Annotated in this window: 14 protein-coding genes; 4 read left to right on the top strand and 10 right to left on the bottom strand. The window is 32.5% G+C overall.

Annotation, left to right across the window (positions count from 1 at the left end; translation table 11 throughout):
• Complete coding sequence (locus ACIQ16_RS07215) at nucleotides 1–1260, top strand: TCR/Tet family MFS transporter (RefSeq protein WP_396150072.1); 1260 nt, start codon at nucleotides 1–3, stop codon at nucleotides 1258–1260.
• Here the strand turns inward: ACIQ16_RS07215 and ACIQ16_RS07210 are convergent.
• From ACIQ16_RS07210 to ACIQ16_RS07165, 10 genes are all read right to left on the bottom strand, one after another.
• Nucleotides 1220–1657 carry a retropepsin-like aspartic protease gene (locus tag ACIQ16_RS07210; protein WP_396150070.1) on the bottom strand — a complete coding sequence of 146 codons (438 nt, stop codon included), beginning with the start codon at nucleotides 1655–1657 and terminating at the stop codon, nucleotides 1220–1222. The genes ACIQ16_RS07215 and ACIQ16_RS07210 overlap by 41 nt on opposite strands.
• Entirely contained in the window at nucleotides 1658–2347 is a 690-nt protein-coding gene (locus ACIQ16_RS07205; RefSeq protein WP_396150068.1) for a T9SS type A sorting domain-containing protein, read from the bottom strand. It lies immediately after the preceding gene.
• A gap of 11 nt (nucleotides 2348–2358) precedes the next feature.
• Entirely contained in the window at nucleotides 2359–3771 is a 1413-nt protein-coding gene (locus ACIQ16_RS07200; protein ID WP_396150065.1) for an alpha-amylase family glycosyl hydrolase, read from the bottom strand.
• Nucleotides 3772–3773: 2 nt separating this feature from the next.
• Nucleotides 3774–4700 (bottom strand): alpha/beta hydrolase, encoded by a 927-nt coding sequence (locus ACIQ16_RS07195; protein ID WP_396150062.1) that lies wholly within the window; start codon nucleotides 4698–4700, stop codon nucleotides 3774–3776.
• Between the two features lie 7 nt (nucleotides 4701–4707).
• Entirely contained in the window at nucleotides 4708–6546 is a 1839-nt protein-coding gene (locus ACIQ16_RS07190) for a glycoside hydrolase family 13 protein (RefSeq protein WP_396150060.1), read from the bottom strand.
• A 65-nt stretch (nucleotides 6547–6611) separates the two neighbouring features.
• A complete protein-coding gene (locus ACIQ16_RS07185) occupies nucleotides 6612–8723 on the bottom strand; it encodes a glycoside hydrolase family 97 protein (RefSeq protein ID WP_396150058.1) in 2112 nt (703 codons plus the stop codon).
• A 50-nt stretch (nucleotides 8724–8773) separates the two neighbouring features.
• Complete coding sequence (locus tag ACIQ16_RS07180; RefSeq protein WP_396150056.1) at nucleotides 8774–11068, bottom strand: glycoside hydrolase family 65 protein; 2295 nt, start codon at nucleotides 11066–11068, stop codon at nucleotides 8774–8776.
• Between the two features lie 44 nt (nucleotides 11069–11112).
• A complete protein-coding gene (gene pgmB, locus ACIQ16_RS07175; protein ID WP_396150054.1) occupies nucleotides 11113–11769 on the bottom strand; it encodes a beta-phosphoglucomutase in 657 nt (218 codons plus the stop codon).
• 9 nt (nucleotides 11770–11778) lie between these two features.
• Entirely contained in the window at nucleotides 11779–13185 is a 1407-nt protein-coding gene (locus tag ACIQ16_RS07170) for an MFS transporter (protein ID WP_396150052.1), read from the bottom strand.
• A gap of 207 nt (nucleotides 13186–13392) precedes the next feature.
• The gene (locus ACIQ16_RS07165) at nucleotides 13393–14412 is read right to left on the bottom strand and encodes a LacI family DNA-binding transcriptional regulator (protein ID WP_396150050.1); all 1020 of its coding nucleotides are present in this window, start codon (nucleotides 14410–14412) and stop codon (nucleotides 13393–13395) included.
• 291 nt (nucleotides 14413–14703) lie between these two features.
• On the opposite strand from ACIQ16_RS07165, the gene ACIQ16_RS07160 reads away from it, so the two are divergent.
• The 3 genes from ACIQ16_RS07160 to ACIQ16_RS07150 are packed head-to-tail and all read left to right on the top strand — an operon-like array spanning nucleotide 14704 to nucleotide 20404.
• Nucleotides 14704–17730: a SusC/RagA family TonB-linked outer membrane protein gene (locus tag ACIQ16_RS07160; RefSeq protein ID WP_396150048.1), complete on the top strand. Its 3027-nt coding sequence runs from the start codon at nucleotides 14704–14706 to the stop codon at nucleotides 17728–17730.
• Between the two features lie 10 nt (nucleotides 17731–17740).
• Complete coding sequence (locus ACIQ16_RS07155; protein ID WP_396150046.1) at nucleotides 17741–19339, top strand: RagB/SusD family nutrient uptake outer membrane protein; 1599 nt, start codon at nucleotides 17741–17743, stop codon at nucleotides 19337–19339.
• Nucleotides 19340–19357: 18 nt separating this feature from the next.
• Nucleotides 19358–20404, top strand: coding sequence for a SusE domain-containing protein (locus ACIQ16_RS07150; RefSeq protein WP_396150044.1), 1047 nt, complete (start codon nucleotides 19358–19360; stop codon nucleotides 20402–20404).
• Nucleotides 20405–20593 lie beyond the last annotated feature (189 nt).

Raw genomic sequence — 20593 nt, 5'->3', positions numbered from 1 at the left:
ATGAAGAAAACAGAGAAAAAAGCAGCGATTGGTTTTATATTTTTAACCTTAGTAATTGACATTACGGGTTGGGGAATTATTATTCCAGTAATCCCAAAATTGATTCAAGAATTAATTCACGGCGATTTAAGTGAAGCATCTAAAATTGGAGGTTGGTTGCTATTTGCGTATGCATTTACTCAGTTTTTATTGTCGCCGCTAATTGGAAATTTAAGTGATAAATATGGGCGACGCCCCATCATTTTATTTTCACTTTTAGGTTTTTCATTGGATTATTTATTTTTAGCCTTTGCTCCTACCATAACTTTTTTATTTATTGGAAGAATTATTGCAGGAATAACTGGTGCGAGTATTACAACAGCAACCGCTTATATTGCCGATATTAGCACACCTGAAAACCGAGCTAAAAACTTTGGAATGATTGGTGCTGCCTTCGGAATTGGGTTTATCATCGGACCCGTAATTGGTGGTTTATTAGGGCAATTTGGTGCAAGAGTTCCATTTTATGCCGCAGCTGTTTTGTGTTTCATTAACTTTTTATATGGTTATTTCGTATTACCTGAATCGTTACCAAAGGAAAACCGAAGAGATTTAGATTGGAGCAAAACCAACCCAATTCGTGCCATCATAAATTTAAAAAAATACCCTAAAATATTTGGCTTATTTATATCCATTATATTGGTTTATATTGGTTCGCACGCCGTACATAGCAATTGGAGTTACTTTACCATGTACCAATTTAAATGGGACGAAAAAATGGTTGGAATTTCATTAGGAATCATTGGCTTACTTGTTGGAATTGTACAAGGTGGTTTAATCCGATGGATCAATCCGAAAATCGGAAATGAAAAAAGCATTATTTACGGCTTAGTGTTATATACTTTAGGGATGTTTTTATTCGCCATCGCTACAGAAAGCTGGATGATGTTTACCTTCTTAATTCCGTATTGTTTAGGCGGAATTTCTGGCCCCGCTTTACAATCTGTAATTACAGAAAATGTTCCTGCTAATGAACAAGGCGAAATTCAAGGCACCTTAACCAGTTTAATGAGTGTGACTTCTATTATTGGTCCGCCATTAATGAGTAATGTGTTTTATAATTTTACTAATAAAAATGCAGCGGTTCATTTTCCTGGCGCTCCATTTGTTTTGGGCGGAATTTTAATGTTATTTAGCGCGATTATTGCTTTTTATTCGTTTAAAAAACAACGATTAATCGCTACTTCAAATACAAATACTGATTTGGATAATCAATTATAGCGTTTCCTTTAAGTAACACATCGGCACCAATAATGCCGTCGACAGGTTTTATTTTTTGTTGGGATAAGGCTTCATTTACGTGAGATAAATCGAAAAGTATAAAAACAGAAGACAATTGCTTCCAAGAACCAAGTTGAAGACAATTGTCTTTTGCTATTTTGGTAGGTATTGTTGTTGAACTAGCACTTGCGGCAACATTCGTATGATGCACCGCGTTTAAATTATATTTTTCAATACATTCAAAACCTATACAAGTATTCGATGCACCTGTGTCTAAAATGAAATTTCCAGCTACTCCATTTACTTTTACTTTAATTAGTAAATGTTGTGTTTTTAAAAACTTAAATTTTATTTTTTTATATTTTTTGGCTTTTAAAAACGCTGGTAATGCATTCATTTAATAAATAAATTTAATGGTTTTAAATTTATTTTTATTAGTAATTTTAGCAAAATAAATTCCTTTAGTCAATAAGTTTAAGTTTTTTGTAGTTTGAGCCTCTAAGTTAAATTTTTCAATTTGTTTTCCATCAATTCCAAAAATTTCAACTTGTAATGTTTCCAAATATTCCGATTGAATTTTTCCGTTTGAAATTATCACTTCATTTGAAGACAAAAATGAATCTGTTTGTAAAATTGCCGGAACAAAGCCAAAATTAGCTCCTAATAAATCTGTAGATTGTCTAGTTCCATCTAAATTTCTAATAATAAAAAACCAGTTATTTGCGGTAGTTCCACTAGGGAGTGAAGTAATCGATGATGTAGCTTCGCTAAAATAATTTCTGGTTCCAATATTAAGTGTTGCCACATATGCGTTAGCAGCACTATTCCATGTTAAAGGAGTTAACGTAGTTAAATTCGTCCAAACGTCATGATAATCCCAAGTTGCTGTAATACCATCTGTTTCTAAACCTGTGTAAATATACAAATTTGGATCGCTAATTGGGTCAAAAAGCGAATAATTGCCAGCAGAACCATAAGTTATTGTTATTGTTCCCGAATTTATACTAAAAGGGTTTGGCGTAATAATAATTTGAGACCAACTTACTTGAATGAAAAAAAGTGTAATTAGATATAAAAATTTTTTCATGATGTTTTAATTTAGAGTTTATTCGTTAAAATTAAATATTGCCAAGCTTTAAGTCCAATTGGTGCATCTGATCTAAATTGTATTTTGTTACCAGACATATAATCGGTAAAATCGCCTTTTAATTGAATTTTTGTTTCAATAGTTTGATTCGATAAATTGGCAATATAGATGACTTTTTTTCCGTCTTTTTCACGTTCAAACGCTAAAATTTTTGTGTCGTCATTTGTTTTAATACGCTTATATGATGCTGGATTTTTTCCACCATTTAATGCTGGATTTTCATTTTTTAATTGACCTAATTTTGCTCGTAATTCCCATTCTTTTCCTTTTGTTTTTGGAATTGAATCTTTCTCGAAAAACTTTAAACTGTGTTTCAATCCATATTCATTACCACTATAAACTAAAGGCATTCCAGGCATAACATACGTTAAAGCCGTCATGGCTTCTTCGGCAGCACCTAATCGAGATTGAATGGTTCCGTTCCATGAGTTTTCATCATGATTGTCAACAAAATTCATTAAAATATCATTGGCTTCGTATTTCTTATTTTTACCCGTAATGTAAGTATCAAAAGCAGTTACATTATCTTTTCCTTGTGCGATTTTATTACTGGTATGATGTCCGTCCCAAGCATACGCCATATCAAACAGATTATCTTTTAATAATTCTGGTTCCCATGCTTCTGCTAACATAAAGATGTTTTTTACAGCACGTAATTCTGGAATGGCTTTTTGCCAAAAATCGGCAGGAACATTTCCGGCTACATCGCATCTAAAACCATCAATGCCTTCTTTTTGAAGCCAATATTTCATATCAGCAGTCATTTCTTTTCTAAGGTTTTGATTGTCGTAATTTAAATCCGCAACATCTGTCCATCCCCAAGTTTTTCCTGTTTCTGGATTGATTGGATCGATAATTTCCCCTTTTTCATTTTTTGTATAATATTCTGGATGTTCTTTAATCCATACGTGATCCCAACCCGTGTGATTTGGCACCCAATCTAAAATCACATAAATACCATTTTCATGAGCGGTTTTTACTAAATTTCTAAAATCTTCAAGTGTTCCAAATTCTGGATTTACTTTCTTAAAATCAGAAACCGCATAGTAACTTCCTAAATATTTATGTTGTTCTGCTGCTGGCATTTCTGATGCAAATTTACTATCATCGCCACCAGTTGCTTTTCTTTTCGTTTGCGAAATTGGAAAAATTGGCATGATCCAAATGACTTTTATACCTAATTGTTTCAAATTTGGAATGTCTTTGGTGAAAGCATTAAACGAGCCTTCAGGTGAATATTGACGAATATTTACTTCATAAATAACTGCGTTTTCTAATTTTTCGTTTGTTAAATCAGATGTATTTTGCGCATAACTATTTGTAAAACTTAAGGCAAATACTGCCAATATTGCTAATTTTTTCATAACTATTTAAATAAAAATTGTAAAGGTATTTCTAAACGTTTGTTCCAAGAATTTTCTGTATGATCGGCGTTTTCAAATTTTAAATTTTTAGAATTTGTTGCATCAAATCCTTTAGCTTTTAATATGTCATTGACGTTATTTTCATACCTTACATATTCCGCATCTAAGGTTTTTGTGCCAAAATCAAAATAAATTTTATGTGTTTTTGAATTGGGTAATTTAGCCTTTAAATAGTTGAAAAAAGCATTTGGAATTGGATTGTTTTCAACGTTTTTTAAACCAATCCAATGGGTAGACAAACAAGCGGCTTTCCCGAAAACATCTGGATATTCGCAAAGCGCATACATAGAAATTAACCCACCCATACTGGAACCCATAATGGCGGTATTTTTTTTATCGGTTTTCACTGAAAAATGAGAATCAATAAATGGCTTTACTTCGGAAACTAAAAACTTTAAATAGTTATCCGATGAAATTTGAGTGATATCTAAATTGATTTTTTTTGCTTCATCTATGACTAACTTTTTATCTGCATCACTTAAAAAATCAATTGCTTTCTGTGGAAAATAATTTAAATGGCGAATGGTTGGAATATTCCAAACAGCAACCACAATGACTTCTTTAATGGCTTTCTTTTGGGTTAATGAATCTATTTTTTCATCTACACCCCATTCTTGTTTGTTCCAAGTGGTTTTCCCGTCAAAAAGCATTTGCCCATCGTGCATATATAACACTTGGTACTTTTTCGTTTCGGAATACGCTTTTGGCAACCAAATATCCACCGTTCTGGTAGCGACATATTTTGATGGGAAGTTTTCAATACGTTTTATTTGTCCTACAAAATCGTTGTTATTTTGTAAATCAATAATTTTTATATATTCTTGTGAAAAACACATACAACTAAACGCTATTAAAAACCAAAATCTCATATGATTCTTATTTTTTTAATTCTAAAATTAAACTCGATTTTCCTTCAATTGAAAGTTCTGATTTTAAATCGAAATTAGCATCAGAAATAATGTCTTTTCCACTTGAATACGAAGCCAAACTTTCTTTAAATCTTTCTAGTTTTACTATTTGTTTGTCTTTACTATTATTAACCACAACCATTACGCTTTCGTTGTCGTTGTAACGAAAATAAACATACACGTTATTATCTGGAAGATAATGCATTAATTTTCCGTTATGAATTATTGATTTTGATTTTCTCCAATTGAAAACTTTAGCAGTGAAATCAAAATACTTAGCTTGTTCTGCTGTTCTTCCTGAAGCTATAAAAGCATTGTTTTTATCTGAAGTCCAACCACCAGGAAAATCCTGACGAATATCTGCATCACCTTTGCCTTTATCACCCGCCATACCAATTTCTGAGCCATAATACAATTGAGGAATCCCTCGCATCGTAGCTAAAATAGTCATCGCCATTTTATATTTATTTAAATCGTTTTTATAAATATAATTGAAACGGTTGGTATCGTGATTTTCTGCAAAAATTAATAAATTATTTGGGTTGTCGTATAGGAAATCATTCACAAAATTTTCGTAAAATTTAAACATTCCATCGTTCCAATTTGTGTTGTCTTCGTTAAAAACATTTCCAAAAACATCATGCATAGTAAAATCCATTACACTTGGTAAATACGAATTATAACTTTGAATTTTAGCAATTGGACTGTCTTTTTGCCAATACGAAATTTGTGCTTGATCGTGCATCCAAACTTCTCCAACGATATTAAAATACGGATATTCATCGGTTATGGCTTTGGTCCATTTTGCAATGCCTGCTTTATCGTTATACGAATAGGTATCTACTCGAAAACCATCTAAATCAGCATATTCAATCCACCAAATCGCATTTTGAGTCAAATAATTTAATACTAAAGGATTTGATTGATTCAAATCGGGCATACTTGGCACAAACCAGCCATCCATACAAAGTTTTGCATCAATTGCAGAAGCATTTGTGTCATATTGCGTGGTCATGCGATAATTACTTTGTTTATAACCAGGAAATTGATGAAACCAATCGTAAGTTGGCATGTCTTTAAACATCCAATGTTCAGCACCCCAATGATTCGTTACATAATCTTTCACTAACTTCATATTTCTTTTTTTCATTTCTGAAGAAAGGCGCACGTAGTCTTCATTTGATCCATAACGTGCATCAATTTTATACACATCTGATTGCCCATACGTATGATACGAATAGCCTTTGTCGTTATCTTCACACAACGGCGTACTCCAAAGTGCTGTTACACCAAGCGATTGCAAATAATCTAAATTATTTATGATACCTTGAATGTCTCCACCATGTCTTCCGCCAGGCAGACTTCTATTAGCTTTTTCTTGTAATTCTGATGAAGAATCGTTGTTTGGATTTCCGTTTGCAAAACGATCGGGCATAATTAAATACATCATATCCGAAGAGTCAAAACTTTTACGATTACGCGAATTTTCCTTTCTTTTTTTAATCGAATATGCTTGATTAAATGATTTTTTACCGTTTTTGAAAGTAAACATCAACTCTTGTGCTGTTACATTTTTCAAATCAATCGTTACGAAAACGTAATTTGGATTTTCGGTTTTTTGAACCTGAGTAATAACTACGCCGTTTGAAACTGTTACGGTATTTTGAGCGATATTTTTACCATAAAACATAACTTGAACCTGATTGTTTGTCATGTTCTCGTACCAAAAAGGTGGTTCTACTTTATCAATTTGTGCTGATAATGAAAGTGTTATTAATGTTATTAATGTGCAAATTATTTTTTTCATAATGTAATTATTTATTCACTTAATGAGATTCCTCCTTACGTCGGAATGACAAAAAGAAGAAATTATTATTTTACCTCAACAATACTAATTCCGTAACCGCCACCTGGAGCAGTTGCCATTTTTAGTTTTGATTTATGCGTCACTTTTTGTTTTGTTATTTTATACGCTTGCGGATTCGTTTTGTAATGTGCATCGCTTGCATCTGCATAAATTGTAGCCTCATATTTTTTACCTTTTTCTAAAAAGTCTAAAGAAATAGTTGACGTTCTAGCGTTTATTCCGTTCACGTTTCCTACAAACCAATTATTTGAGTTTTTATCTTTACGAGCCGTGGTGATATAATAACCTGGCTCTGCTTCTAAGTACTTTGAAGTTGCCCATTCCACTGGAACATCTTTAATAAATTGAAAAGCGTCTAAAAATCGGTTATAATTTTCAGGTAAATCAGCAGCCATTTGCAGTGGACTATACATGACCACATACAATCCCAATTGATTCGCTAAAGTGGTATTTACATGTGAATTATTTCCTGGATTTAATTTTGCAATATCCATTTCAAAAATTCCTGGTGTGTAATCCATTGGACCGCCCATTAATCTTGTAAATGGTAAAACAGTAGTATGATTGGCTTTAGAACCTCCAAACGCTTGAAATTCTGTTCCACGTGCGGATTCGTTTCCAATTAAGTTTGGATATGTTCTGCAAATTCCTGTGGGACGAACGGCTTCGTGTGCGTTCACCATAATTTCATAATCTACCGCTTTTTCAATACAATATTGGTAATGATTTAAGATAGATTGACTATAATGGTGCTCACCTAAAGGCAAAATATTTCCAACATAACCACTTTTTACAGCGTTGTATCCATTGTCTTTCATAAATTGATACGCTACATCTAAATGGCGTTCGTAATTTCTTGTAGCGCCAGACGTTTCGTGATGCATAATCATTTTAATTCCTTTAGATTTTGCATATTCGTGAATTCCTTTTACATCAAAATCTGGATACGCTGAAATAAAATCAAAAACATAATCTTTTTCATGACCAAACCAGTCTTCCCAACCTTCGTTCCAGCCTTCTACTAAAACGGCATCAAAACCGTGTAATGCTGCAAAATCGATATATTCTTTTACGTGTTTGGTATTTGCCGCGTGTTTGGCACTTTGCTTTACTTTAGTATAATCTGTTACACCAAGTTGAATAGAAGGCAAATCATCTGTATAAGCCCAAGAGCTTTTTCCGGTAATCATTTCCCACCAAACCCCAACATATTTTACAGGTTTAATCCAAGTAGTATTTTCAATTTTACAAGGTTCGTTTAAGTTTAATGTCATTCTTGATGCTAAAACTTCTCTGGCATCATTACTAACGATAATGGTTCGCCAAGGCGAAACACTTGGTGCTTGAATATGTCCTTTATTCCCTTTAGCATCTGGCGTTAAGTGCGATTGAAAAACGAAATTCTTATCATCTAAATTCAAATGCATACACGAATAATTAATCAAGGCCGCTTCGTGAATGTTCATATACAATCCGTCAGCTGTTTTCATCATTAATGAGGTTTGTACGCCAGTATCTGAAAACTGTTTTTGTGAAGCATTTTCTGAAACTGCACCTCTAAATAAACTTCTAATTTCAGATAATTTACTTTCCGTATAATCGTATTCTTGTGTGTCGTAATCTCCTGGAATCCAAAATGCAGTATGATTTCCAGTCATGGCAAACTCGGTTCTTTCTTCTTTAATTACGAAATAAATTAAGTTTTTTTGCTGTGGGAATTCGTATCGGAAACCTAAACCTTCATTAAATAAACGAAAACGAATAATGATTTCTCTGTCGGTTTCATTTTGTTTTAATGTAATGGCTAATTCGTTATAGTGATTTTGAATTTGAGTTTCTTCGCCCCAAACTGTTTTCCAAGTTTCGTTAAACGTGCTTTCTTTTGAATCAATCACTTTAAAATCGTTTACTAACGACTTTTTATCCTTTTGTAATTCTAAACCTAATTTACTTTTTTTAATTACTTCTTTGTTTTTAAAAAAAAGCTGATACATAGGTGTACCGTCATTTCCAAGTGAAAACGACATTTTAAAATTACCATTTGGCGATTGAAATTCTTGGGCAGAAGCCCCAAAAATAGCTGTTAAAACAAGGATAAACGAAAAAATATTTTTCATAATTAGTGTTTTTAGATACTGAAACAAGTTCAGCATGACAATGAATGTTATTAATTTTTTACTAATTGCGATGCGCCATTAATGATTACTTCTACTTTTTGATTTCCTTCAACTGAAACTTTGGTCTCTTGATGGTTTACTTCTATTTTAACGATAGCATTTCTAAAATTGACTTTAAACGAATAGCCTTTCCATTGTTCTGGAATTCTTGGTTCAAAGTGCAATTGGTTATTTTTTACACGCATTCCTCCGAAACCTTCGACAATACTCATCCAAGTTCCTGCCATAGATGTAATGTGTAATCCTTCGTGCACTTCTTTATTATAATCATCTAAATCCAAACGAGAGGTTCTTAAATAAAAAGTATATGCTTGCTCCATTCTTCCTAAAGCAGCTGCTTGAATAGAATGCACACAAGGTGAAAGTGAACTTTCGTGAACTGTAAATGGTTCATAAAAATCGAAATGTCTTTCTAATTGTTCTTTGGTAAAATTATCTTCAAAGAAATAAAACCCTTGAAGTGTATCGGCTTGTTTTATGTATGGCGAACGTAAAATTCTGTCCCAACTCCATTTTTGGTTAATTGGTCGTTGTGACTTGTCTAAATCGGAAACTTTTACTAATTCTTTATCTAAGAAACCATCTTGTTGTAAAAATACACCGTGTTCTTCCGAGAATGGGAAGTACATATTGTCTGCGGTATTTTTCCAAGATTGTAATTCGGCCTCATTTAAGTTTACTTTGCTCATAATTCTTTCGTAATCAGAAGAATATTCCGATTTTACTTTTTCAATTTGAGCATACGTATAATTGATACACCATTTTGCGATATAATTGGTATACCAGTTATTATTTACGTTATTTTCGTATTCATTTGGTCCTGTTACTCCTAAAATTACAAATTGATTTTTGTCTGTTGAAAAAGTAGCTCTTTGATGCCAAAAACGAGCAATTCCGATTAAAACTTCTAATCCTTTTTCAGGAATATAGCTGTAATCACCTGTGAAACGGTAATAATTATAAATAGCAAATGCAATGGCGCCATTTCGGTGAATTTCTTCAAAAGTAATTTCCCATTCGTTATGACATTCTTCACCATTCATAGTTACCATCGGATAGAGTGCCGCACCGTTTTTAAACCCTAAATTATTTTGAGCATTTTCGATGGCTTTATCCAATTGATTGTAACGGTATTCTAATAAACTACGAGCAACGTTTTGATCTTTTGTTGCCATATAAAACGGGATGCAATATGCTTCGGTATCCCAATAAGTAGAACCTCCATATTTTTCACCTGTGAAACCTTTTGGACCAATATTTAAACGAGAGTCTTTTCCTAAATAGGTTTGATTTAATTGAAAAATATTGAACCGAATACCTTGTTGTGCTTTTGTGTCGCCTTCAATAGTGATGTCGCTCATTTCCCAAATTTTAGCCCAAGCTTGTTTTTGATTTTCCAATAAAGTAGTATAGCCTAAAGTAGTCGCTTGAAGCAATACTTTTTTTGCGGAAGAAATAAGGTATTCTTCTTTATGATTGGTAGAAATTGTGTAGCCACCAAATTTTTGTATACTTACTGTTTGTCCTTGTGTGGCAGCCAATTCATAAGAAAACATAATTTTTGAAGCTTCTTTTGTTACCTCAACAGGTTTTACATCGGTAATTTCGTTATTTACTATAATTTGATTTTGCATATAAGTGGCAACTGTAAACTTTGTTTTTAAAGTTCGAGCCACAATAAATGCGCTATTTTCTTCGTTTTTAATTTCTAAGGTTTCCCAGAATTTTTCTTCCCAATTGGTATCTTCATTTTCAATACCTGCATCTAAATACGGTTTAAAAACTACTTTGGCATCGGTATTTATTGGTGTAACTTGGTATTTTATAGCTCCTAATTCGTCAATATCTAAAGATAAAAACCGAGTAACATCAACTGAAATAGCTACATCATTTTGAAGTACTGCTTGAAACGAACGTTGGTACCAACCTTCTTGCATATTCAATTCACGTCTGAAGTTTGAAACTGATTTACAAGTAGCTAAGTCTAAATTTTCCCCATTAACTTCTATATTAATACCAATCCAATTTGGTGCATTTAATACTTTAGCAAAATATTCAGGATAGCCATTTTTCCACCAGCCTACTTTTGTTTTATCTGGATAATATACGCCAGCAATGTAACTACCTTGAAACGTATCACCTGAGTAATGCTCTTCAAAATTGGCACGTTGCCCCATAGCACCATTTCCAATACTAAATAAACTTTCGGAAGATTTTACTCTATCCGCTTCAAATCCTTCTTCTATGATTGACCAATTATTTGGTACGATATAATCCTGATTCATTTTCTTTCTAATTTGTCAATTCTCTTTCGTCAGTTTGACAATTTCTATTTGTTAATTAATTGCATTATAAAATCGTTACTCATTTCTGTAAAATCTCTAAAACAAAAATCCGATTCGTGTAATACTTCTTTCTCGCCAATACCTACACTCGTCATTCCAGCTACATTTGCCGCTTGAATACCAGCTGCTGAATCTTCAAAAACAATAGCGTCTTTATAAGCCACCTGAACTTGATTTGCCCCTTGCAGAAAAACTTCTGGATCGGGTTTGGCATTGGTTACATCATTTCCGTCAACAAGCACATCAAAATAATGCAAAATGTTTACTTTTTCTAAAATTGGTCGGGCATTTTTACTTGCCGAACCCAATACAACATATTGATTGTTTGTTTTTAAAAACTGAAGTACTTCTTCTACTCGAGGTAAAATTTCAGATTTGTCCATTTGATGTACAAATGCTAAATAGTCTTCATTTTTTTGAACCAACCAATTGTTTTTATCTTCTTGAGACGCTTGCACATTTCCTTGAGATAAAATAATTTCTAACGAACGCACGCGACTTACGCCTTTTAGTTGTTCGTTGATTTCGTGTGTAAAATTAATATTCAAACTATCGGCTAATTTTTTCCATGCCAAAAAATGAAATTTGGCGGTGTCAACTATTACGCCGTCTAAATCGAATATAAATGCTTTTTTATTCATTCTGTGTGTTTAACCTGAAATTGCATTTTTATCTGTAATAAAGAAATTACATAACCCTGCAATAATTAATAATAATCCAGCCAAAAGCATAGCATTAATGTGTGCTTCACCAATTAATTTATACAAATAATTGATTCCTCCAAGTGCAGCAATAATTTGTGGAATTACAATAAACATATTGAAAAGCCCCATCATCATTCCCATTTTATTTGGATTGACTGAACTTGACAACATAGCATAAGGCATCGACAAAATACTTCCCCATGAAAAACCAATTAATACAAACGAATACATTAAGGTTTCTGGTGTGGCATAAAACATGTAAATAAATCCTAATCCACCCAGAATCAAAGAAGCCATGTGAATGTATTTTCTATTTATTTTGTTTTTCATCGTATAAAAGGTAAGTAATAAGGCAAAAACCATTGAAGACAATCCATATACACCAGTAGCAGAACCTACTAAATCGGCGGCATTATTGTATACTTTATCTTTTGCTTGATATTCTTGCTCTTTTAATGTGCTTAGAAAAACAACTTCTTCTTTGTTGTTTTTTAGAACAGCTCCTTTATCGTCCAATTTCGCAAATTCTTTTACATCTGGTTTTGGAGAATGAAAAACATGTTCTGTTAGTGCTGGTGTGGATAAACTCCACATGGTAAAAAATGCAAACCAACTAAAAAATTGAATTAATCCCAATTTTTTCATGGTTGATGGCATTTCTTTCAAACTAATTAGTAAATCTGGAACAAAGCGAGATTCTTTTTTTTCGGCAAGAAATTGATTTAAATCTTCTGGGGGATTTTCTTTTGTAGTAAATATAGTATATAAAATACTTGCAAAAAACACAAATGCGCCAACAGAAAAAGCTACAATTACCGATTGTGGAATAACACCTGCTTTTGCTTCATTAGTTACACCTAATTTATTAACTAACCACGGTAAGTTACTGGCAATCCAGGTTCCAATTCCGATGATTAACGTTTGAATCACAAATCCGTTTGAACGCTGTGATTCGGGTAGTTTATCAGCTACTAAAGCACGGAAAGGTTCCATACTAATATTTATAGAAGAATCTAAAACCCATAACAAGCCTGCTGCAATCCATAATGCAGGAGAATGTGGCATAAAAAATAAAGTAATAGAAGCTAAAATGGCTCCAATAAGAAAAAATGGTTTTCTTCTTCCGAATTTTGGACTCCAAGTATTGTCAGATAAATATCCAACAATTGGCTGCACCAACAAACCAGTTAAAGGTGCGGCAACCCAGAGACCTGGAATGTCGTCTACTTCGGCACCAAGGGTTTGAAAAATTCTTGACATGAAGCCGCCTTGTAAGGCAAAACCAAACTGTATCCCTAAGAATCCGAAACTCATGTTCCAAATTTCCCAGAAATGTAACTTACGCTTTTCCATTTATCGTAATTAGTTATTAATACTACGATAAGCGTTTTTTATGTGCTTATCAAAACTATACTTAATTTTTGAAGTGAAATATAAGCTTTGATTGACACAAATTAAAGTAAATTATTTTAAATAATCTAAAAAATTTGCCTCAAAAAATAGTGAATATAGTAAAAAATAATTTTTAATATATTGACTTTCAATTAGTTATATAAACTATTACGTTGTCGTAGATTCTCTAAAAATTAATTCGGTTTCTATAATTTCTGTAGTGTATTGTTCGTCATCTTCTTCTTTTTCAAGACGTTCAATTAGCATTTTTGCCGCTTTTTGACCCATTTTAATTCCGTTCTGACTCACCGTAGTAATTGTTGGCGTTGAAAATTGAGAAATAATTCCATCCGTAAACCCTATAACTGCAATATCATCTGGCACTTTTAAACCAATTTTATTAATGGCTTTAATGGCTGTTACGGCAAATAGTTCGTTCACTGCAAAAACAGCATCAATTGTATTATTTGTAATTAAATCGATAATTTGATCCTGACAATGGTCTATGTCTTCTACTTTAATAATTAATTTATCATTAATTGATACATCATAATCCGCCAACGCTTTTAAATAGCCTTCTGTACGAAGTTTTCCTACACTTACATAGTCAACAGTAGTTATTAGGGCTATATTTTTATATTTATTTGTGATAAAAAATTCAGTTGCATTATAAGCTGCCAATTGATCGTCAATAATTACTTTATCGCAAAAAACATCATTTGTTACGCGGTCAAAAAGCACCACTGGCATGCCTTGGTTAATGACTTCTTCTAAATGGTGAAAATCTTTTTTTAGTTGTGTTTCTTTGGAAAGCGACATGATAAAACCATCCGTACTTCCGCTGGCCAACATTTCAAGATTAATCACTTCTTTATCAAAAGATTCGTCCGAAAGCGTCACAATAACATTATAGCCAAATTCATTGGCAACATGTTCTATTCCACTAATTACGGTAGCAAAGAAATGATGCACTATTTCTGGAATAATTATTCCAATGGTTTTTGTTTTCTTATTTTTTAAACTTAATGCAATATTATTTGGTTTATAATTATACAACTTTGCAAACGCTTTGACTTTCAGTCTTGTTTCTTCACTAATTTCATGACTGTCTCGTAATGATTTTGAGACGGTTGAAATAGAAATATCAAGTTCTTTTGCAATTTGCTTTAAGGTTACTTTTCTTCTCATTATAATTTTGAATTAAATTTGATTTTCGGCTACAAGATACTTCTTTTATTTTAAGTAGAAAAGTGACTACTTTTTTTCGAAATTACGAAAGTGGAATTTTTATCCGAAAAAAATTATTTATCCTATTCATTTTCAGTAAAAAAGATGCATAAATAATAAAGTTTTCAACACGAAAACGTTTTCGTTGCGTAATAAATTTCAATAGATTTTGATTAATGAAAATTTTACATAAATTTAACCTTTGAAGTGAATATATAAGCAAAAAACTGACTATTAATTTAAACAAAATGTATGAAAACAATGCTAAAAAAATTACTGTTTTTTATGCTCGTTTTACCATTAAGTGTTTTGGCTCAAAACAGCTTATCAGGTAAAGTAACAGACGCATCTAGCAATCAAGCTATGTCTGGCGTTTCAGTAGTAATTACTGGAACAACAAATGGAACGTTCACAAATTCTGATGGAACATTTACTTTGAAAAATGTTAAATCAGGAGACAATGTTTCTTTCTCATTTTTGGGATTCAAAACAGAAACCATTGCTTACACAAATCAACAAAACATTTCAGTTTCTTTACAACAAGACGGCCAAGGAATTGAAGAGGTAGTTGTAGTAGGTTACGGTAAGGTTAAGAAAAAAGACGCTACTGGCGCTGTAACTCAAATTTCTGCTAAAGATTTTAACAAAGGTGCTACACCAACTGTTGAAAATTTATTAAATGGTAGAGTTGCTGGGGTGCAAATTTCAACTGGTGGTGGACCAGGATCTGGATCTGCAATTAGAATTAGAGGTGGAGCTTCATTAACAGCTAATAACGAACCTTTAATTGTTATTGATGGATTGCCTTTACAAAATTCATCAGATGGTACTCCATCAGGTTCAAGAAACTTTTTAGCCACAATTGACCCAACTACAATTGAGTCTATGACTGTATTAAAAGATGCAGCATCAACTGCAATTTATGGAGCAAGAGCTTCAAATGGTGTAATCTTAATTACAACTAAAAAAGGGAGTAAAAAGTTAAGTGTTGAATACAATTTTCAATACGGTTCAGGACAAAACAAAAGAAAAATTGACGTTTTAAACGCTGCAGAATTTGTTAATGCTATTGAATCTAAATTTCCTAATTTAACAAATCAATTAGGTATTGATGATCCAAATTCAACTTTAACAGACAATTTAGCAACACCAGGAGTAATAGAAGGTAGAATACTTTCAAATACAGATTGGCAAGATGAAATTTACAAAACTACAGATTATGTAGTTAATACTATTAATTTAGGAGGAAGTTTATTTAACAAAATTCCTACCCGATTAACTGCAAGTAATACGTATCAAGAAGGATTAGTTTTAACAGACAAGTTTAACAGAACCAACTTAGGTTTAGCTTTAAGTCCAAGTTTTTTAGACAATCACTTAAAAGTAAATGTTAACGCAAATTACTCAAACGAGAAAAACAAATTTGCAGCTACACCAATTGGTGCTGCTTTAAGAATGGATCCTACTAAACCTGTTTTAAGCGGTAATTCTGCTTGGGGTGGATACACTGAGTTTTTAGCGCCGAATACTACAACAAATCAATTGGCTTCAGGAGGAACTAGAAATCCAGTAGGTAACATATTATTAAATAGTAGTTTATCAAATGTAAATAGATTTTTTGGAAATGTTCAAGTAGACTACAAATTTCATTTCTTACCAGAATTAAGAGCCGTAGTTAATGTAGGTATGGATCAATCTGAAGGAAAAGGGACAAATACTACTTACGCAAATTCTTCTGTAGCATTTAGTATTTTAGACGGAACTGTTCAATCTAATAAATTAGGTTCTAACGAGTCTTATTCTTCCAACTTAACAAACAAATTGTTTGATGGATATTTAAACTATGCAAAAAAATTCGGTAAATTAGATTTAGATGCTACGGCAGGTTATTCTTATCAAAAATTTGAACAAACTAGATATAATTCTGGAAATAGTTTCAATCCTAATAGAAACGAAGATACTTATAAAGCGCCAGATTTAGTATTATTAGGTTTCTTTGGAAGAACTAACTTTACTTGGAGTGATAAATATATTATCTCGTTATCATACAGAAAAGATGGTTCATCAAGATTCCCAAAATCTGAAAAATATGGTAACTTTCCTGGCGCATCTTTTGCTTGGAAAGTAAACAAAGATTTCTTTAAAGAAAGTAATTTAATTTCTGACTTGAAATTACGTGCAGGTTGGGGTGTTACTGGACAACAAGATTTATTTGTAAATGATTTCTTTATTCCAAGATATCAAACTAGTAATTCAGATTCTCAATATACTTTCGGAAACACACCAATTATCGTAGGTTCTCCATTAGCTTTTAATGACCAATTAAAATGGGAACAAACTACAAATTATAATGCAGGTATTGACTACGGATTCTGGAACAATAGAATTTCAGGAAGTGTAGATGTATTTTACAAATTATCTGAAGATTTATTATTCGGTAATGCACCATTTGCTGACGGTTCTAACTTTTCTAATCAAGGACCACAAAACCTAGGAAGTTTTACAACTAAAGGTATAGAATTTAATGTAAATGCAGATATTTTTAGAGATACTAATTTCAAATGGAACGTAAACTTTAATGCTTCTACTTTTGAAAGAAGAATTAAAAGTTTACCTGCAGGAAACAATGTTCCTGTAGGAGGTATTGGTGGTGGTACTGGTGGTAATATTCAAATTTTCAGCGAAGGTTGGACACCAAATTCATTTTATGTTTACAACCAATTATATAATTTAGATGGTACTCCTATTGAAGGTGCTTTTGCAGACATTAATGGAGATAACATAGTAAATGAAAATGACAGATATATTTTTAATAATCCAGACCCTGCTGCCTTATTAGGTTTTCAATCTAGTATGAGTTACAAAAATGTTGATTTATCTTTCAATATGAGAGCTAGTTTAGGAAATAAAAATTATAATAACGTGAATTCTGCAAATGCTTACACTACTTTATTAAGTGATGTTGGAGGTACAATTGCTAACGTTCCAAGTTCTACATTTGATAGCAACTTTACAAGCTCAGGAAATAATGTAATTTTTTCTGATTACTATATAGAAGATGCTTCATTTTTAAGAGTAGATAATATTACTTTAGGATACACATTCCCACAAACAGCTACAAGAAAATCTACTATTAGATTTACAGCTGGATTACAAAATCCTAACTTTTTACTATTCACAAAATATTCGGGGTTAGATCCTGAAGTATTTGGAGGAATTGACAACACTATTTATCCAAGACAAGAACAATTTTTGTTGGGTGTAAATGTTAAATTTTAAAATAATTAATATGAAAAATTTTAAAGCAAAATTAATAGCATTCTTTGGAATCACTATGCTATTTTCTTCTTGTACAGATGACTTAAATGTAATTCCAGAAGATGATGACATCTTTTTAACGGAAGCATTTTTTAGTACACCTGAATCATACAGACAAGGTATTGCAGGGGTATATTCTAATTTATCATTAACTGGATTAACAGGAGCTGGTTCTTCTAATATTTCAGGTTTAGATGCAGGAACAAGCCAATATGGCCGTTGTTTATGGTACTTACAAAACTTAAGTACGGATGAAGTAATTTGGAGTTATGAAAATGACCCAGGTGTTGCTGAAATTCAACGCAATACTTGGACTTCAAACAATGTAATAATTTTAGGAATGTTTGCTAGATCAATGGCACAAGTTGCTTTTTGTAATGAGTATTTAAGACAAACAACTTCTGAAAAATTAAGTAATCGTGGTGTTACTAATTCTCAACTTTTAGCTGATATTGCTGATTACAGAAACGAAGCAAGAGCGGTAAGAGCATTAGCATACTACCACTTAATGGATATGTTTGGAAAAGCAGCTTTTAATACTGAAAATGATATTGTAGGACAAGCAGGTCCGGAATATAACAGACAACAATTATTTACATTCATTGAAAGTGAATTGAATGCTATTGTTCCAAACTTAAAAGCACCAAGAACAAATGAATACGGAAGAGTAGACAAAGCATTCGCATGGATGATTTTAGCTAAAATGTATTTAAATGCTGAAGTGTATATTGGACAAAACAAATATGATCAATGTGTAACTATGTGTAATAATGTTATTGGTGGCGGTTATACTCTAGAAGCGAACTACTTACATAACTTTACTGCAGATAATCATACTTCAACTGAAATGATTTTTTCATTACAATCTGATGGAAACGTAACTCAAAACTACGGTCCTACAACAGTAATGATTAATGGCCAAGTAGGTTCAATTGAACAAAATGGTTCTGCTATGGGTGTTGGCTCAGGTGGCTGGGGTGGTGCTTTACGTTTGAGAAAACAATTTGTTGAAAAATTCAACGGATCATCATTTAATTCGGACGAAAGAAAAACAATCATTTCTGGCGCTAGACCTATTGAAATTTCAACTATTGCAGATAGAGATCAAGGGTTTGTATTAGCAAAATATTCAAATAAAACTTCAACAGGTGCTGCAGGAGTAAACCAAGGGTTTGTAGATACTGATTTCCCTTTATTCCGTTTAGCAGATGTTTACTTAATGTATGCTGAATGTGCAAAAAGAGGTGCTGGAAACGCAACTATTTCTCAAGCAGTTACTTATGTAAATAATTTAAGAGAACGCGCTAACAACGGTACTTCAGCAAATATCTCATCAACTGATTTAACTTTAGATTTTATCTTAGATGAACGTGCAAGAGAATTGCATTGGGAAGGACACAGAAGACAAGATTTAGTTCGTTTTAACAAATATGCTGGAGGTAGCTACAACTGGGTATGGAAAGGTAACGGTTCTAATGGAATTGCTTTACCAGCTCATTATAATGTATTCCCTATTCCATCATTGAGTTTATCAGCAAATTCAAACTTAACACAAAACACAGGTTATTAATAAATAAAATAAATAATTATGAAAAATATTTTTAAATCAATTTTGACAATATTAGTTGCTATTACAATGACTTCTTGTGAAGACGAAAGCAACTTAGCGTATGTAAATGAAGCAGGTGATTTTAGAATTACTTCACCAACTTCAGGTAGTAGTGTAGTTTTAAATCCAGATTATCCAACTAATCCAGCATTAGGTTTAACTTGGGAAGCTGCAAATTTCGGAACTCCAACTGCAATAAATTATACAGTACAAGTTTCATTAGCTGGATCAAATTTTGCTAATGTGACTAACGTTACATCAACTAACAATACTTTTGCATCAGTAAACGTAGAAGATTTGAACGGCGCAGTAGTAGACGCGGGTTTAACTCCATATACTCAAGGCGGAGTTGATATTCGTATCAAAGCAACAATTGGAACAAATGCTGAAATGACTAAATATTCAAGTAAAATTACATATTTAGTTACGCCTTACACTACTGAATTACCAAAATTAGCCGTGCCAGGAAACCACCAAGGTTGGAATCCTAGTACAGCACCAAGAATTGCGGCTTCAGGTTTTGGTTTAACAGATTATGAAGGATATGTATATTTAGATGGTGGACATAAATTTGTTGGTCCTGATACAGCTGGTAATTACAACTGGGGAAACACAGATTGGGGTGATAATGGTTCTTTTGCTGGTATTTTAGCAGTTACTGGAGAATCTGACTGTATAGCTACAGCTGGATACTACAGAGTTCAAGCAAATACCACTACATTAACATATAGTGAAACATTAACAAATTGGGGTATTGTAGGTGCTGCAACTCCAGGAGGATGGGATAATAGTACAGCATTAACATACAACGCTACCACTAAAAAATGGGAAGGTACTGTGGCATTAACTGCTGGTGAATTTAAATTCAGAGCTAACAATGCATGGACAATCAACATTGGTGGTGATAGCGACCAAGATGGTTCTATGAACTACGATGGACCAAACTTATCTGTTGCAACAGCTGGTACTTACTTTGTAAGTTTAGACTTAAGTAATCCAAGAGCTTACACGTATTCAATACAATAATAAAAAAACAAAACTAATTAAGGGCTGTTTTACAGCCCTTTGTTTTACATAATTTTATGAGAAATATTTATTTTATATTACTACTATTTTTAAGTTGTAGTTCATTTTAATTATAATAAAGGAAATGAGCTATATGAATTCATATAGCTCATTTTTAATTTAAAAAATAGAATATTTAATTTCTATATG

The sequence above is a fragment of the Flavobacterium sp. genome (assembly GCF_044360715.1).
GTDB lineage: Bacteria > Bacteroidota > Bacteroidia > Flavobacteriales > Flavobacteriaceae > Flavobacterium.
Note: the sequence above shows the minus strand (reverse complement) of the source record. Positions and strands in the feature narration are given on the sequence as shown.

Excerpts from the sequence above, each read along its gene's own strand:
- ACIQ16_RS07180 (WP_396150056.1), bottom strand. The coding sequence starts at position 11,068 with ATGAATCAGGATTATATCGTACCAAATAATTGGTCAATCATAGAAGAA.
- ACIQ16_RS07160 (WP_396150048.1), top strand. The coding sequence starts at position 14,704 with ATGAAAACAATGCTAAAAAAATTACTGTTTTTTATGCTCGTTTTACCA.
- ACIQ16_RS07205 (WP_396150068.1), bottom strand. The coding sequence starts at position 2,347 with ATGAAAAAATTTTTATATCTAATTACACTTTTTTTCATTCAAGTAAGT.
- ACIQ16_RS07165 (WP_396150050.1), bottom strand. The coding sequence starts at position 14,412 with ATGAGAAGAAAAGTAACCTTAAAGCAAATTGCAAAAGAACTTGATATT.
- ACIQ16_RS07200 (WP_396150065.1), bottom strand. The coding sequence starts at position 3,771 with ATGAAAAAATTAGCAATATTGGCAGTATTTGCCTTAAGTTTTACAAAT.
- ACIQ16_RS07155 (WP_396150046.1), top strand. The coding sequence starts at position 17,741 with ATGAAAAATTTTAAAGCAAAATTAATAGCATTCTTTGGAATCACTATG.
- pgmB (WP_396150054.1), bottom strand. The coding sequence starts at position 11,769 with ATGAATAAAAAAGCATTTATATTCGATTTAGACGGCGTAATAGTTGAC.
- ACIQ16_RS07215 (WP_396150072.1), top strand. The coding sequence starts at position 1 with ATGAAGAAAACAGAGAAAAAAGCAGCGATTGGTTTTATATTTTTAACC.
- ACIQ16_RS07150 (WP_396150044.1), top strand. The coding sequence starts at position 19,358 with ATGAAAAATATTTTTAAATCAATTTTGACAATATTAGTTGCTATTACA.
- ACIQ16_RS07170 (WP_396150052.1), bottom strand. The coding sequence starts at position 13,185 with ATGGAAAAGCGTAAGTTACATTTCTGGGAAATTTGGAACATGAGTTTC.
- ACIQ16_RS07210 (WP_396150070.1), bottom strand. The coding sequence starts at position 1,657 with ATGAATGCATTACCAGCGTTTTTAAAAGCCAAAAAATATAAAAAAATA.
- ACIQ16_RS07190 (WP_396150060.1), bottom strand. The coding sequence starts at position 6,546 with ATGAAAAAAATAATTTGCACATTAATAACATTAATAACACTTTCATTA.
- ACIQ16_RS07185 (WP_396150058.1), bottom strand. The coding sequence starts at position 8,723 with ATGAAAAATATTTTTTCGTTTATCCTTGTTTTAACAGCTATTTTTGGG.
- ACIQ16_RS07195 (WP_396150062.1), bottom strand. The coding sequence starts at position 4,700 with ATGAGATTTTGGTTTTTAATAGCGTTTAGTTGTATGTGTTTTTCACAA.